The sequence below is a fragment of the Alphaproteobacteria bacterium genome (assembly GCA_016722515.1).
Taxonomy (GTDB): Bacteria; Pseudomonadota; Alphaproteobacteria; order Rickettsiales; family JADKJE01; genus JADKJE01.
Genome location: JADKJE010000001.1, coordinates 871,534 through 887,349 on the forward strand (window position 1 = coordinate 871,534; position 15,816 = coordinate 887,349).

Consider the following 15,816-nt stretch of genomic DNA (forward strand, 5'->3'; position numbering starts at 1 on the left):
ACAATGCCGACAAGGACATGGAAGGTACGATTAGATTCCTCTCAATTCCGTGGTAGCTAAACGAAGGAGGATGGCTCCCCGGTCTGGACGAATTTCGAACTTTTAGGGGGGAGATTGAGGAGACGATGAGTAGATATTTATATAGGTAAACTCATCATGAGCTTGTTGCAAAGATTCATCTTTCATTATATCTTGTAATTATTATTACCACAAAGCTGAATGAGGTTAGTTATGGCACATGATTTAGCACTATTTGAAAAATTCAAGGTCAGAAGACACTTTGATGAAAAACAGAACAAATGGTATTTCTCAGTTATTGATATTATTGCGATTCTTATTGATCGTCCAGATCATAAAAAAGCTAAAAGCTATTGGTCTACCCTTAAAAATAGACTGAAGGCAGAAGGAAGTGAAGTGGTCACAAATTGTGACCACTTGAAAATGAAAGCACCAGATAGAAAAATGAGAGAAACCGATATAGCTGATCTGGAAACCAAAACAGGGAAAAAGTCGTGGATGGTACCAATTTCTTGATGAAAGAAATTGGAGCGAAGAAACTGAAATAGGTGTAGCTGTTCATGATGTATGCGATTGAAGCTTATTATCTCGAGAACTATAAAATCCGTTTGCGGTTTAATGATAATAAAGAAGGAATCGTGGATTTAGAGAATATGATTTCAAGTGATCATCGTACTCTTTTTAAAGAATTATCGAATACAGAATCATTCAAGCGCTTTCATGTAGAGAAGGATACTGTTGTATGGGAAAACGGATTGGATCTGGCCCCAGAGTTTTTGTGGGAAAGAACAATATAATTTCAAACCATCCGACTTCGAAGCGAGCTATAAATCAAACAATAATTGAGTAAATAAAAAAGTTGGCTCCCCGGTCTGGACGAATTTCGAACTTTTAGGGAGGAGATTGAGGAGACGATGAATAGGGAAATAACATCAATAACTTCAATTTTAAACTAGTCGAATTCGACGGATTTAAAAAAGAGCGAAGCAAACAAAGGACTTTATGTTTAGCAAATATTACTTTATTTTCTAATGGTGGGATTTGAAGAGATGTAAGCAACCAATTTTATGAGATGCAGTATGATAGACCGTCAAAGCGCCATTGTTTTGTTCAAAGAACAAAAAATTCGTCGTACATGGCATAATGAAGAATGGTGGTTTTCTGTTGCAGATATTATTGGCGTTTTAACTGATAGCTCAGATGCAGGGGCATATTGGCGTAAGTTAAAACAACGACTTAAGGAAGAAAACAGCGAGGTCGTGACATTTTGTCACGGACTGAAATTAGAAGCTGCTGATGGAAAAAAATATACTACTGACTGTGCTAATACGGAATCTATACTGCGTATTATCCAGTCTGTTCCCTCTCCTAAAGCGGAACCATTTAAACGATGGCTGGCAAAAGTTGGATATGAGCGCATTCAGGAAATTGAAAACCCGGAACTTGCGCAAGAGCGAATGAAGCAGCTTTACGAGCAGAAAGGTTAGCCACAAGACTGGATTGATAAGCGACTTCGCGGCATAGCGGTAAGGCAAAGCCTTACCGCTGAATGGCAAAAACGAGGCATTACTAGTGAGATTGATTATGCTATTTTAACAGCAGAAATCTCCCAATCCACCTTTGGCATGACTCCAAGCGAATATAAAAAACATAAGAACCTACCTTCCAAATCGAAAACGAATTTGCGTGACCATATGACTGATCTTGAATTAATTTTCACTATGTTAGGTGAACGAGTAACCACTGAAATTTCTGCCTCTGAAAAACCGAAAACCTTTGAAAAAAGCAAGAATGTAGCCAAACGTGGTGGCAAGGTTGCTGGCACGGCGCGAAAGGAAACAGAAAAAGAATTAGGACGCACCATTATTAGTTGCGATAATTACCTATCACTTATGCAAACAAAACCTGCTAAACGAATGAAGGATAAAGTTTAGGAGCTCATCTATGATTTATGTTATTGAAGCTTCATATCTTGAAAACTATAAAATCCGTCTACGGTTTAATGATAATAAAGAAGGCATCATTGACCTAGAAGATGTCATACATAACGACCATCGCACTCTCTTCAAAGAATTATCTAATACAGAATCATTCAAACGTTTTCATGTAGAGATGGATACTGTTATATGGGAAAACGGATTGGATTTAGCCCCTGAGTTTTTATGGGAAAGAACAATATAATTTCAAACCATCCGACTTCTAAGCGAGCTATAAATCAAACGATAATTGAATAAATAAAAAAGTTGGCTCCCCGGTCTGGACGAATTTCGAACTTTTAGGGGGGAGATTGAGGAGACGGTGGGGAGAGATCGATCAACATTTAGTTGAGTTGAATCGCTCGTGAATCATTAATAAAGGACCTTCATAAATAAGATGATTAGTTAAATGATCAGGGCATTTTTATATTAAAAGGTTAAGTGTCACACTTTAAGCTTAATGCGTGAATTAGAGCAAGCTGTACTGACTCACGCTCCTGTTCCATAATAATATCTTCGATAATATCTTTTAGTAAGTCTTTTTCAATTTTGTTGTCTGCCACCCACACTACGATATTTTCCATGCGCAGGATAAAATCCGTTATACAGTAGTCATATCCATTAATTTGCAGTAAATAAGCACTTAGCGCTAAACTAGAGCGTTTGTTACCATCAAAGAATGCATGGCTTTTATTGATGCTATAAAGCAGGTGTGCAATTTTATCCAGAAAGGTGGGATAATAAAGATCATTCTGAATATGAGCCAATGTACTTTCCAGCATCCTTACCTTATCCGCATCATATCCAGGCATTCCACCTGAAATTTCGATGATCATATCATGCACTTGAATTGCATGGGGTAAATCAAAATAGAATATTTTTAACTCTTTCATACCTATTTATTCTTAAGCCTCTCAAACACTTCCTTTGTCTCAAGGATACGCTCTTTTAGTTCTTTGCTTTTTTCACCTAAGAAACGCTCAAAGTCTGCTTCTGGCACCGACTGAATATAATGTATTAGCTTGTCATGCAGTGCATCTCTAAAGCATTTATCACGACTAGCCATTTTAGTGCGAACATCGTTTAGCAAAGGTTTTTGACTCGGATGTGATTCAAATTTTGCTACCACAGCATCAAACTCTGCTTTGCTTAGTTTTTCTTTGCCCTTAGCATTGTATGCCTGCTTTATTTCATATGCCAAGCCAGCCTCATAGCTAGCAATCAGAGTCAACACCTCAGCATACATTGTGTCTCTGACTGGATCCTTTTGTGTAAGAGCAAGAACCTTACGGTACTCCTCGGCATCCTCATGAAAAATTGAACGGTAAATGGCATTGGTGCAGTAACCATATTTCCAATTTGGCATCCCTACACAGAGATCAATAGCATCCGTAAATTCCTTGCGATGATTTTCCTCCTGAAAGGCGGCGGGAAGATAGTTTTCATCCCTCTGATTAATATACTTGGTTTTGCCACCTACACGTTCAGTCAATACGTCGATAACAATGTCCAATATTCTAGAGCGGATCATCTTGGCTTTCTCACTCTCAGTTAAAAGCATTGCAAGATTGAGAACTGCTCTAAAAGAGAAGATTCCCAAGGTGTTTACTAACGGTCCGACATCGATGTCGGATCGTAAAGATATCTTCAAATCTTTCAAAGGCTTGCCCTGAAGGAGCTGATAGCCATTCCTAGTCAATTCATCCTTATGACTGCTCAAATAGCGTTCAATGGTACGCTCATCAATTTCTAACAGCTGAGCCACATCAGATTTGGTAAAAATTGTTTCGCCTTGGTATTTTATGCCCCCTAAATAAAGGTTTTCCTCAACTTTTTGGATTGCAAAAGGATTATTGAGGATATTTTGCCTTTCAACATGTGATCCTGTAAGGTTACCGTTAAGTTTTCCCGTGCTCATTATACAGCCCCCATACTTTTTCAACACTAACCCCCAATACCTAAGCAATTAAGAGTTTCCTTCTATGGGATCACTTCAACCTCAAATTAAGAGAAAAAAGACGATTCATCCGCATTGCCCACTTGATGCTACAATAAAGTGTTATATGAGTAAAGAGTAACTGGCGCGCAATGCCAATTGAGGGGACCGTCTTAAGAAAGAGTATCATTATACCTTTAAAATATCCTTATTTTTTGGTGTTAATGAATCTCTAGAAATGACGACGAAGAAGATAAAGATGAAGTCTTTATTTCAAAGGGTCATTAAGGATAAGCATGAATATCGGTGAAATTAAAATAAGGAAAAGTTGGCTCCCCGGTCTGGACGAATTTCGAACTTTTAGGGGGGAGATTAAGGAGACAATGGACAGATTTTTTCGCTTGCTCCCTAAATCATATACAGAACAAGCGCACCGCCACCTGAGTTACTCAAAAAAAGTAGTCATGGTGGTTACACCTTGTGTATTGCCTTACAAGCAAAATAATCCCTTTTGCGGTGAATACATCCATTATTCACCGCATTATATACGGCAAATAATATTGCTTTTGCGGTGAATATGCGCTATAATCTCATTATAATGTGCGGAGAATATATGTATATATACCAACATAATCATTGGCCTGATTTCACCTGGAATGAAGGAAAATTATCCATTCTATTAGCAGAAGTCCGCCACTCTCAGGGGCGGCTGCTTGGTCGTATGGAGGGAATTGGATTTTCCTTACGCAGTGAAGCCGCTTTGCAAACACTTACCCAGGATGTGATCAAGACCTCCGAAATTGAAGGAGAGAAATTAGATATTGAACAAGTACGGTCCTCGATAGCAATTAAGCTTGGAATGGATATTGCCGGAACATTTCCAAAAGACCGTCATATTGAAGGCATTGTTGAGGTTATGCTGGATGCCACACGAAACTATAATAAAGCACTAACTGATGAACGAATGTTTAGTTGGCATGCATTATTATTTCCTACTGGCAGAAACGGCATGTACCGCATCAATGTAGGAAGCTGGCGAACAAAAGAAAGTGGCCCTATGCAGATCGTGTCTGGAGCTTACGGTCATGAAAAAATACATTATGAAGCACCGGAATATAGCAAACTGAAGAAAGAAATGACTCGCTTCATCACATGGTTTGAAACAAAATCGGAGATAGACCCCGTGCTTAAGGCAGCGATTGCCCATTTCTGGTTTGTGACGATCCACCCGTTTGATGATGGAAACGGACGCATTGCACGTGCCATTGCTGATATGCAACTAGCTCGATCAGAAAAAAGCCAGCAGCGTTTTTATAGCATGTCTTCACAAATCCAGCACGAACGAAAATCATATTACGACGTTCTGGAACAATGCCAGAAAGGCACTATGGATATCACCAATTGGATGGAATGGTTCTTGCATTGTCTTAAACGGGCTATTCGTGCATCAGAAAAAGCACTTGAAACGATATTGATCAAAGCTAGTTTTTGGGAAAGCCATGCAGGAGTATCCTTCAACGACCGTCAACGATTAATCATCAACCGTTTACTGGATGGTTTTGATGGCAAACTGAATTCATCCAAATGGGCTAAAATCACCAAATGCTCTCAGGATACTGCGCTTCGTGATATCACAGACTTGCTGGAACGTGATATCTTGGCAAAAGATGGCGCAGGAGGCAGAAGTACAGGATATATCTTAAAACATCCTGATTAGATATAGACCATTGAAGTGAGTATGCTTCATTTTTAGATGTATGATTTATAAAGAAACCTTCTATTAATCATAAAAGGGCTATAATATGAGTTATAAAAACAAGGTCTCTACATCATGCAATGGAATTAGCAAAAACCTAACTGGCCAGAATTATATTCCTTTAGATCCTCCATTGGATTGATTTTCTTTTCGCTGAGTATGATCTTTTCTTGGGCTAGTATCTCGCTGATTTTGAGGTGCAACAGGTTGCTCTAAAGTAATAGTGAAGATCTGACCGTTGCTTAGTCGATTAACATGAGAAGCTAGTGGCGGAGAAACAGACCTCTCTAAACGCTGAGCATGCAAACGTTGTCCATGGCTACTATACTTAGCGGGGGGAGTCTTATTCACCTTAGAGGATCTTTTATATCCTACTTGTACTTGTTCTAGAGATAAATTGCCTGGCTGTTCATGGCTTGGTGTATTCGTAGCAAAAATAGGCTGCGAAGGTTTGCTTGGAGAAGGAGGTAAAGATTTTCCTTCCTGGCCTTTAACATGAGAAGCTAATGGCGGAAAAACAGACCTTGACGTGCTCCCCAAAAATTGGTCCACAAAAAAGTAGAGTCTGTTAACTTTAACCTAAAAGGAGCAGACTATGAAAAAGCGTTACACGGAAGATCAAATCATTCGCATACTTCATGAGCATGAAAGCGGTACTGGAACAGGAGATTTATGCCGGAAATATGGGATAAGTTCAGCAACATTTTATAAATGGAAATCGAAGTACGGTGGGCTTGGTGTATCTGAAGCAAGCAGATTGAAGGCGCTTGATGAAGAGAACCGTCGTTTGAAGAAGCTTTTAGCTGAGGCTGAATTAGACAAAGCGATATTGAAGGAAGCCCTGTCAAAAAAGTGGTAAAGCCTGCATCTCGGCGTTTGTTGGTAGAAGATATCTGCCAAACGAAAGGTTTATCAGAGCGTCGCGTTTGCAGGCTATTAGGATTTGCTCGCAGCACCCACCGTCATAAGCGGAAGCATGATGATAGTGAGCTGCGTGCTGTCCTAAAGAAACTTGCGCACGAGCGTTGCCGTTTTGGTTACCGTCGTTTGGCTATTTTATTGAAACGAGAAGGTTATGTTATCAATTTGAAGAAAGTTTACCGATTATACCGAGAAGAAAATTTATCTGTTAAACGTCGCAAGGGCAGAAACGCGCATTGGGAAGCCGCGTTCCCTTGCCATGCTCTCGCCGATTGCACGAAGTGTGGTCACTTGATTTTATGAGTGATGCTTTAGCAGATGGCAGAAGATTCCGTATCCTTGGGATTATGGATCACTATAGCCGCCAATGCCTTAACCTTGTTGCAGACCTGTCGATTGGTGGCCACCGGGTTGTACGTGAACTTGACGTTCTGATAAAGCGGTATGGGAAGCCCGGGACAATCATCAGTGATAATGGTACGGAATTGACAAGTAAAGCGGTGTTAATGTGGGCAGAGCATCATGGGATCAAATGGCACTATATCCGTCCTGGAAAGCCTTCAGAGAATGGTTTTACAGAAAGTTTAAATGGGAGGATCAGAGATGAATGTTTAAATGAACATTGGTTCACGAGTTTGCGGGAGGCACGGGTAATTATTGAAGAATGGAGGCAGGATTATAACCATGTGCGCCCCCATTCCAGCCTGGATTACCAGACACCCGCACAATTCGCCGCGATCAACACCGCATTGGGCATGCCCAATGCGGTGTTGATCGCGAAACCAAAAGCAGTTATAAAGAACTCAAGACTCTACTTCTAACTGGTACAACAATTGGGAGCACCTCAAGTGTATTAATCCTCTTCATTTAACCGCGACCACCTATGAAGAGGAAAAGAATCTATCTTTAGAAACAATAAAAAATGCACAAAAGCTCAAACGTGCAGGAGTAGCAGTAGGGCATAATGTTGATGCAAGGTCAGTATGATGATCGTTGAAACAAGTGTATCCACAGGCATGCATGCAACCCATATTTATACCAACTGCTCGTGTAATACCCGTGATTTAAAGAAGCGGCTTGCTACCTTTTAATCCTCAAAACCTCAAACATGGTTTTGCTTTAAAACATAAATTGATGGGTACTAGAAGGCTTTTGCTCCCCAGGTACTGATGTTCGAGGTGAAACTCTGTCTTGATAAGAAACCTGACGATCCCCATCGGGCCTTTGGGTTTTATTAGGATTATCTATAAGGGGTAGATAGTTTGGATGTAAAGTTCTAAACTCTTGTTCAATATTATATAATGCTACTAAACTGTCGTTATTAGAGAGGTCTAATATCGGTTCTATATTTTTAATGCCAAGCTGTTTACCTAAAATCTGAAAATCACTTCGCACGTCTTCAACTATCGTCGTTCGTTTAAAATTGAGAATATTGATTTTAAAAGCCAGAAATTTATTTCTGATATCAGTTATCTCCATCATGGTGCCATTTGATAAATTAATTTGATTGGCATTTCTAATGGAGGGGTGAGATATCATAGATGAAGCTATCGGTTGATAAGAAACCTGAAGATCCCCATCGGGCCTTTGGGTTTTATTAGGATTTTCTATACGGGTTAGATAGTTTGGATGTAAAGTTCTAAACTCTTGTTCAATATTATATAATGCTACTAAACTGTCGTTATTAGAGAGGTCTAATATCCGTTCTATATTTTTAATGCCAAGCTCCTTACCTAAAATCCGAAAATCTTTTCGCACGTCTTCAACTATCGTCGTTCGTTTAAAATTGAGAATATTGTTTTTATAAGCCAGAAATTTATTTCCGATATCAGTTATCTCCATCATGGTGCCATTTGATAAATTAATTTGATTTGCGCTTTTAGGTGTTGAGTATAAAGGCTTAGTCTCGGAGGTCTTAACATGTTGAGGAGATGTTACAGATGGATAGATAGGTGGACTGTAATTAGGGACATGATCTGCCGGATCTTTACCCTGATTATAATAATCTATAAAATATTCTGCTGGATAGTATCCAAGTAATGTCTTATGTAAACAGCATAAATTGTACTCAGGTGAATTCTCAGTTTCACATAATTTTTTTGCTGTCCACTCTAAGCCATTATCTTTTGCGAATTTTATGACGCGTTCATTCTTAATTTTGTTCCATTCCGTACTCGAGGGAAATTTTTTAAACGTCTTGAATAGAGCTGAAAACGTGTTTACTAGATCTTGATCACGCGAGCTAAATGCAGAATATTCATGATAGCCAGAATCGTATTCGCTATCTTGTGAATGGCCTTCAAAGGCCTGTTCCAAAGCTTGTTGGATTAAGAATCCAAAGGGATCGACAACTGCTTGAACTACTTGTACCCCGGTAGCAATCCCACCCAAAGTGTCCTCAGCCGCATTTACAACGGCTCTTCGAGAAGGCAATCTTCTTATTGCACCAGACACTATTTTTGATAATCGGCTCTTTTTCTTATTATTCTTATCAGAATTCTTAGACATAAAAATGCTCCTATAAAAGTTCTTCAACATTGCAGGCAATAATACCATATATATGTTGTAATAATTTATCAATGTGAATGAATATGATTCCAGGCCGACAAGGGCATTTTTATTTTGCAAGATGGCGGGCGCATCTAGAAACGGCCCCCGTTCACACTCTGGTTTGCCCGGTTACTTTTTGATCAAGGTAAAACCTTGCTTGATGTAGGCCATCAATGTCATAAGCGCAACGTTATCTGTTCAAAACGACAATCATCCTAAACTAGCATAGTGCGTTTTGAGAAAATATCCGGGCTAGTTAACTTTTACCTAAAATGGCCCGCGACGTTGCTGTTCGCCAGCAGCAGAACGCCTTTTTTGCTCCTTGTTTGTATAGCTCTTATTGTCATTGGATACTATATTAACGTTCTTATCAGCCAGATCTACAAATTCACTAGTGCGATTGTCTCCAAGTTCTGTTAATGCCCTTGCCAATCTAGGGTTTTTATTCTCATTACTTAAGCGATTAAATCATTCCAGAATGGTCCCATATGGGATGGCTGACAGGTTGCCTAGCAAGGAATTTACATTTTTCTATGTTGATTTATTTCGAGGATAATTTTCATTATAATAAATCATATTGATATAGCAATTGATTGATATAATTAATTATAGATGTCATTAATTATTGTGAAAATATTATGAAAACCCAAAGCTCTTCAGAAACAACGTCTATTCAGCCTATCCTCAACCAATGGATGGGAACCTCTCAAATCAATCGTTTTGGTAGGAGGAGTGATGATTTAGCAGTTGAACATGAACAGCTTGCGGTTATTTTTAAAGTCGAGGTTAAAGATCGTTATGGTCTGAAGCATGCTTACTTTTTAGGTGGGACAGAAGATTTGCGGGTTGTGCTTCAGCACCTCAAACAAGAGATGTCACAGCCCGGTGCAGAATGCCTCAGTATTGTGCGTCCTTACATCCACGCCATGAACCTCTATATGGTCAATGTGGAGGGGAAAATTCATGCCTTGCTTATGGATCCCCAAGGATTACAACATACCTATGAGCCTAATGTTAATATTGCAGCCGCACTGCATGAAGCATTTCCAGGGTGCACCATTCACTCCTCTTCCAATCAATTTCAATTACCCGATGACAACCGTAATTGTTCTGTATTTTCCTATAAAATGGCGGGTCACCTCGCTAAACATGGCAAAGAAATCATAGAGGAATTGAGGACCAAAGGGGGGCAACAGCAAGATTGGAATGGCTTCATCATTCATAGCCATGATATATCATCGCTTTTTGCCTTTAAAAACAAATCGCAAAATATAGCTGGCAATACAGAACAAGCCACGCAGAAACGCATAGGGTTGCGTGATCAGATCCTGCCCCAATACGCAGAAAAGATAGGGTTGATAGACCACCAGGCGCAGAAGCTAAACCAAGCAGTGCTGCAACAGATTCTTGATGAAGTGTCAGGTAGGCACTTAGTGTTTGCCCGTAAAGAAGCTTGTTTTAATATCCAGGTGAGCGAAACCGCCATAGACAGCAAAAATGGTCAACATGCAACCATCACCTATATCCCAGCTCCTGGTACAGTGTGGGAACATGCGAATTTCCCACGCTATTAAGTAATCAGCTACCTAGCACCTCCAAGACTCACTTGGATAGCACCATTAACAACAGCCTATGTGAGTCAAAGAAAGAGGCAGGCAAAAATCCACCTGGTCACGCCTCCAAGACTAACTTAACCCCTGTTCAACCCTCATTATTTGAGGTGAATGTATCCAAAAGGCACCTCTTGGGTATTTGAATGTCAAAAATGAATATGGAAAGTCCGATGTTATTGTTGATCCGTTAAGAGCACCTCTTATTCAAGAATTGTTCAATCTCTACGCAACGGGAACCTACTCATTAAGTGATTTAGCTAAATTTTCTCAAAAGAACAACCTTACGAATAATTTCTATAACAGACAGGAAACCAAGCCACTCTCTAAAAATGTCATTGCCGTGATACTAAAGAATCCCTTTTATTACGGAGAAATGTATGTGCAAAAGTATGACAGGTTTTACCGGCACAAATACGAGCCGATTATCTCAAAGGCATTGTTTGATGAATGCCAACGCATTACTGGTATGAGGTCACACGCGAATAATCGCGCACAAGCTATCCAAAGTTCAAAAAAGGACTTCATATTCAGAAGCCTTATTAAGTGTGCTGTAACAGGCCGGACAGTATCATCTGATAGGAAAGAAGCCAAGCGCAACAAGAACACCTACCTTATTACGTGGAATCCCAACAACCCTAGCAAAAAACTTTATGTTCCAGAAAGTGACATATTAGACCAGGTAACAGGGATATTTAAAAGCCTGGCTATACCAATGCCTATGCTGGATGAAATCACCACCCACCTACAGCAATCCCATGAGACAGAAAAAGAATTCCATAAGCACCGGATAGAAGATTTACGAAAGCAGGAAGATGCCATCAAACTTAAAATGAATAGGTTGCTCGATATCTACCTGGATAAGGCTATTTCTGAAGATGTGTATATCGGTAAGAATGCGTCCCTGGAACAACAATTGAAAACTATCCGTATTGACAGGCAGTTACATGAAGAAGCCGATGGAAGCTTTAAAAAGACCCTGATAACGGCCTTTAGACTAGCCAATAGAGCCAGTGAACTTTTCGAAAGTTCGAAAATGGCAGAAAAGAGGGAATTGATTAATTTCGTATTTTCGAACCTTGCTTTAAGGGGCAAGAACCTAGAATATTCCTTACGTAAACCCTTTGACATGATGGTCAATTTTGGGAATCGTGAAGAGTGGCTCCCCGATCTGGACGAATTTCGAACTTTTAGGGGGGAGATCCAGGAAATAGTTGATAGATTCCACAATTCGGTTATGCTTTGATTCATCCTTTATAAAGGAAGAAAAAAACCTCAACCGAATTCCCCCTATCTATTGGAACAATTAATGTTTGATCATTCTAATTAGGGCGAATTCGCCCCAATTAGAATAAGATGCGAGTTACATATGCTTTTCAAAAAGAAAAGAGAACTGAATATTCAGGACGCAATTGTTGCAGTTCACGATATTGACGGGGAAGATTACCTGAGTCTAACGGATATGGTTCAGGTTCAAGGACATGACAGTTCAGATCATATAAGAAACTGGATGCGAAACAGGAATACGGTTGAATTCCTTGGTTTATGGGAGTGTATGAATAACCCTAATTTTAAACCCGTCGAATTCGAGGGGTTTAAAAAAGAGGCTGGGTTAAATAGTTTTAATCTGTCGCCTAAAAAATGGGTAGATTCAACTAACGCAAAGGGAATTATAGCAAAATCAGGGCGATACGGTGGAACTTACGCTCATAAAGACATTGCTTTTGAGTTTGGGACGTGGATCAGCCCCATTTTTAAGCTTTACCTTATTAAGGAATATCAACGTCTTAAAGAAATTGAGAATAATCAATATAACCTAGAATGGAATGTAAAACGTGTTTTAAGCAAAGCCAATTATCAAATTCATACAGATGCCGTTGAAACCCATATCATTCCTACTTCTAAAAAATGGAGGAAAGAATTAGAATATGCTGAAGAAGCGGATGTTTTGAATGTTGTTGTGTTTGGTTCTACTGCGAAAGAATGGCGTGATATGAATCCCGAACATCGCAAGAATAAGGAAAATATCCGTGATGTGGCAAGCATCAACGAATTAATGGTTTTATCCAACATTGAAAGTATGAATGCTGAAATGATTCGAAGCGGAATGGATAGGAAAGCACGTTTTGAGAAACTTCAGGAAATCGCAAAATATCAGCTTGAAATCCTAAACAACAAGGACTCAATAAAAGCCCTCAAAAAACGATCCGAAGATACCTACTTAATTGAAAGTAAGAAAGAAGAGAATTAGGAATAAGCCCTTTGGAGCTAGAGGATTAAAACCCTGCATGGCATGGAGCCAACTTTCGCATCCAATAGGACTTACCATATAATGATAAATGAAAAATACACTATTTGTCAAGCAAATTGATTCTTTGCAAATAGACAATCATATAATAACCAATTGATCTATAAAGAGAGTTGCTCCCAGGTCTGAACGAATTTCGAACTTTTAGGGGGGAGATTGAGGAGACGATGAATCGATATTCCCTCCAATAAATAGGACGTAAATTAAGGATGAGAAGTATAAGGTATATCAGAGCACCTTACTTCAATATTCTCATACCCAAACTCATGGAGCATGATTTCTAGTTTCTCTTTACGTTTCTGCTGATGAATCCCAGGTCCCACAACAATTCCATTTATTGATTTCATAAATAACTCTGGGAATCTATCAAACGGGAGTGTTTAAATAACTGTGTCAGTTTCATCAATAGCTGTATATAACAGCGCAACAGGAGAAACTGATTATGAAGAAACAAACAAAAAGAAAAAGCCGTGTCCCCGAATTAACCCCATTGCAACAGGAGATCATCGCGTCGATCAGATCTGGTAAATCCCTGATGGGTGAAGGAGGTGTTTTGACCTCTGTGATCAAGGGAGCCCTGGAGGCGGTTTTAGAAGGGGAACTTTGAATCACATCTGAGTGTTGAAGGAGATAAAAGGGTTTATCATGCCGAACCTACTTTAGTGCCTTCCCACACAAACCGTAGGAACGGAAAGAGCACCAAGACGATGCGTAGCGAGCATGGGACATTTGAGCTTGTGACTCCCCGCGATCGTGAATCGAGCTTTGATCCCCAGCTTGTGAAGAAACGACAGACGGTACTTACCGATGAATTGGATAGCAAGATCCTGGCGTTGTTTGGGCTTGGCATGAGCTATGCTGAAATCTCCGGTCACGTGAAGGATATGTATGCGTATGAGGCTTCTCCCGCTACGATAAGCGCAGTAACTGACAAGTTGATTCCACTGATTGCGGAATGGCGAAGTCGACCACTGGAAGCGCTTTACCCGATTGTCTTCCTTGATGCGATGTTTTTAAAACCCGTGAGGGTGGCGAAGTTAAAACGAAAGTCATCTATAATATCCTGGGCATAGATAAGGACGGGCATAAGGAGATTCTTGGCTTTTATGCTGCAGAAAGTGAAGGGGCAAACTTTTGGTTGGGAGTACTAAACGACTTGAGGCAGCGTGGCGTAAAAGACATACTTATAGCCTGCATCGATGGTCTGAAAGGTTTTCCTGAAGCCATAAATACACTATTTCCACACACTGAAATCCAACTCTGTATTGTGCATCAGATTCGTAATTCCCTAAAATATGTAGCCAGTCGTGATCAAAAGGAATTTATGGGTGATTTAAAGGATGTTTATAAGGCACCTTCCAAAGATGCTGCAGAGTATAACCTGTTGAAACTAGACGAAAAATGGGGACAAAATATCCCGCTGTCCTCAAATCATGGAATAATAATTGGCACCATTTGTCCGCGTATTTTAAGTATTCCGCTGAAATACGCAAGATGATTTATACCACCAATGCCATTGAGGGCTTTCATCGACAGGTCAGAAAATACACGAAAACCAAGGGTGCATTTACAAGTGAAAATGCACTGTTTAAACAGCTATTCTGCGCCATAGAACGCATTAAAGAAAAATGGACTCATCCCATCCAAAATTGGGCATTGACCATTTCTCAGTTGCATATATACTTTGGAGACCGTGTGGTCATAGACCTAAAAAACTAAGCCCTGACACAGTTGGGTGAACCTTCTCTATCAAACAGGACAATATAGGGCGTATTATTAGTTCTGAAATAAACTTTTCTAGGTTGCAATTCAGAATATCCTTCATTTTGTTCTTTAACGACTTGATTACTCGCACATGCAACAATCCGAATTTCTCGTTCTTCATGAAAGCCAAAATGTTTGATACGCGATGCACCTTGTATAATTTTCATCATATATTCATTGATAAAACTATCTTCAGGTTCGATTTTATTTCTTCGAAAATTAAACATTTCTCCAATTCCATTCATTATTTCACTAAGCAATTCTTTTATAAAGCGCTCTGTCTCCTTATCTGATTTAATCTTATTAATATCACCATATAAGTAAAGATATCCGATGGAAGACATCGGTATCCTGTTAGGATAACTAACTCCACTCTTGCTAATTTCACTTTGCAACATTTCCTCAAGATCTTTAGCTTTAAACTCAATAGCATACCCACCATCTTGCCCATAACCCCGCCATTGACTTAAACGACCATTTTGCAATTCGAAACGGGCTTCATCAGAATCATCATTTAAATGCTTTGCAGGACAAAAACACGTTATATAAGCAGGTGCGACGGGTTCGATTATTTCTTTAAAATGTTTCTTGATAAATTCATCTAGATGTTCATATACCTCTTGAGGGATATTCTCATCTACACCCTTTAAATAAGGCCTAAGCGCTTTACCTAAAAGACTAAATTCTTCTAAATCATTTAAAAAACGAAAATGCGTTGCCCAAAGCGATTTGGATGACAAAATTCCGTGGAGTCCCGCTTCACCTGTATAGTGAAATAAGGAATAATATTTATCACTCACTAGGGATTCCTGTGTATTTTCCAATTCTTTCTGACTACCCAGCATACTTATCCCTCTATCAAATACTCATATGATCAAAACCACGATTTCCTTCTGACCATTAATCCCTAGAATACAAACATTTTCAAGTGCTGTGGTTGCTCACCAACCTATAAACAATTTAATCCCTTCCCACCA

12 protein-coding genes and 3 pseudogenes are annotated in these 15,816 nt (G+C 39.5%); 10 read left to right on the forward strand and 5 right to left on the reverse strand.

Going from position 1 to position 15,816, the window contains the following annotated elements; genetic code table 11:
* Positions 1-231 precede the first annotated feature (231 nt).
* The 4 genes and pseudogenes from IPP74_04015 (at position 232) to IPP74_04030 (ending at position 2,199) form a co-directional block, all read left to right on the forward strand.
* On the forward strand, positions 232-534 hold the full coding sequence (locus IPP74_04015) for a hypothetical protein (GenBank protein MBL0318454.1): 303 nt from the start codon (positions 232-234) through the stop codon (positions 532-534).
* 44 nt (positions 535-578) lie between these two features.
* Positions 579-815 (forward strand): DUF2442 domain-containing protein, encoded by a 237-nt coding sequence (locus IPP74_04020; protein ID MBL0318455.1) that lies wholly within the window; start codon positions 579-581, stop codon positions 813-815.
* Between the two features lie 282 nt (positions 816-1,097).
* Positions 1,098-1,952: pseudogene (locus IPP74_04025) on the forward strand (Bro-N domain-containing protein).
* Positions 1,953-1,962: 10 nt separating this feature from the next.
* A complete protein-coding gene (locus IPP74_04030) occupies positions 1,963-2,199 on the forward strand; it encodes a DUF2442 domain-containing protein (protein MBL0318456.1) in 237 nt (78 codons plus the stop codon).
* Positions 2,200-2,431: 232 nt separating this feature from the next.
* Here the strand turns inward: IPP74_04030 and IPP74_04035 are convergent, their stop codons facing one another.
* Both IPP74_04035 and IPP74_04040 read right to left on the reverse strand, forming a co-directional pair.
* Positions 2,432-2,887: a Fic family protein gene (locus tag IPP74_04035; protein MBL0318457.1), complete on the reverse strand. Its 456-nt coding sequence runs from the start codon at positions 2,885-2,887 to the stop codon at positions 2,432-2,434.
* 2 nt (positions 2,888-2,889) lie between these two features.
* Positions 2,890-3,912, reverse strand: a complete 1,023-nt coding sequence (locus tag IPP74_04040) for a DNA-binding protein (GenBank protein ID MBL0318458.1) — start codon at positions 3,910-3,912, stop codon at positions 2,890-2,892.
* A 631-nt stretch (positions 3,913-4,543) separates the two neighbouring features.
* Here IPP74_04040 and IPP74_04045 point away from each other — a divergent pair.
* Positions 4,544-5,647, forward strand: coding sequence for a Fic family protein (locus IPP74_04045; GenBank protein MBL0318459.1), 1,104 nt, complete (start codon positions 4,544-4,546; stop codon positions 5,645-5,647).
* Between the two features lie 150 nt (positions 5,648-5,797).
* Here IPP74_04045 and IPP74_04050 read toward each other — a convergent pair whose 3' ends face one another.
* A complete protein-coding gene (locus IPP74_04050; GenBank protein MBL0318460.1) occupies positions 5,798-6,226 on the reverse strand; it encodes a hypothetical protein in 429 nt (142 codons plus the stop codon).
* Between the two features lie 55 nt (positions 6,227-6,281).
* On the opposite strand from IPP74_04050, the pseudogene IPP74_04055 reads away from it, so the two are divergent.
* Positions 6,282-7,338 (forward strand): annotated as a pseudogene (locus IPP74_04055) (IS3 family transposase).
* Positions 7,339-7,726: 388 nt separating this feature from the next.
* On the opposite strand, the gene IPP74_04060 reads toward IPP74_04055, so the two are convergent.
* Positions 7,727-9,115, reverse strand: a complete 1,389-nt coding sequence (locus tag IPP74_04060; GenBank protein ID MBL0318461.1) for a hypothetical protein — start codon at positions 9,113-9,115, stop codon at positions 7,727-7,729.
* Positions 9,116-9,795: 680 nt separating this feature from the next.
* Here IPP74_04060 and IPP74_04065 point away from each other — a divergent pair.
* From IPP74_04065 to IPP74_04080, 4 genes and pseudogenes are all read left to right on the forward strand, one after another.
* Positions 9,796-10,731 carry a hypothetical protein gene (locus tag IPP74_04065; GenBank protein MBL0318462.1) on the forward strand — a complete coding sequence of 312 codons (936 nt, stop codon included), beginning with the start codon at positions 9,796-9,798 and terminating at the stop codon, positions 10,729-10,731.
* Between the two features lie 178 nt (positions 10,732-10,909).
* Positions 10,910-12,013 carry a recombinase family protein gene (locus IPP74_04070; protein ID MBL0318463.1) on the forward strand — a complete coding sequence of 368 codons (1,104 nt, stop codon included), beginning with the start codon at positions 10,910-10,912 and terminating at the stop codon, positions 12,011-12,013.
* A 123-nt stretch (positions 12,014-12,136) separates the two neighbouring features.
* Complete coding sequence (locus IPP74_04075; protein MBL0318464.1) at positions 12,137-13,018, forward strand: KilA-N domain-containing protein; 882 nt, start codon at positions 12,137-12,139, stop codon at positions 13,016-13,018.
* A 499-nt stretch (positions 13,019-13,517) separates the two neighbouring features.
* Positions 13,518-14,794 (forward strand): annotated as a pseudogene (locus IPP74_04080) (IS256 family transposase).
* Here the strand turns inward: IPP74_04080 and IPP74_04085 are convergent.
* Positions 14,791-15,684 (reverse strand): DUF2971 domain-containing protein, encoded by an 894-nt coding sequence (locus IPP74_04085; protein ID MBL0318465.1) that lies wholly within the window; start codon positions 15,682-15,684, stop codon positions 14,791-14,793. The pseudogene IPP74_04080 and the gene IPP74_04085 overlap by 4 nt on opposite strands.
* Between the last annotated feature and the right edge of the window lie 132 nt (positions 15,685-15,816).

Bases quoted from the DNA above. Each gene is read 5' to 3' on its own strand.
- IPP74_04015 (MBL0318454.1), top strand. From the start codon at position 232: ATGGCACATGATTTAGCACTATTTGAAAAATTCAAGGTCAGAAGACAC.
- IPP74_04020 (MBL0318455.1), top strand. From the start codon at position 579: ATGATGTATGCGATTGAAGCTTATTATCTCGAGAACTATAAAATCCGT.
- IPP74_04030 (MBL0318456.1), top strand. From the start codon at position 1,963: ATGATTTATGTTATTGAAGCTTCATATCTTGAAAACTATAAAATCCGT.
- IPP74_04035 (MBL0318457.1), bottom strand. From the start codon at position 2,887: ATGAAAGAGTTAAAAATATTCTATTTTGATTTACCCCATGCAATTCAA.
- IPP74_04040 (MBL0318458.1), bottom strand. From the start codon at position 3,912: ATGAGCACGGGAAAACTTAACGGTAACCTTACAGGATCACATGTTGAA.
- IPP74_04045 (MBL0318459.1), top strand. From the start codon at position 4,544: ATGTATATATACCAACATAATCATTGGCCTGATTTCACCTGGAATGAA.
- IPP74_04060 (MBL0318461.1), bottom strand. From the start codon at position 9,115: ATGTCTAAGAATTCTGATAAGAATAATAAGAAAAAGAGCCGATTATCA.
- IPP74_04065 (MBL0318462.1), top strand. From the start codon at position 9,796: ATGAAAACCCAAAGCTCTTCAGAAACAACGTCTATTCAGCCTATCCTC.
- IPP74_04075 (MBL0318464.1), top strand. From the start codon at position 12,137: ATGCTTTTCAAAAAGAAAAGAGAACTGAATATTCAGGACGCAATTGTT.
- IPP74_04085 (MBL0318465.1), bottom strand. From the start codon at position 15,684: ATGCTGGGTAGTCAGAAAGAATTGGAAAATACACAGGAATCCCTAGTG.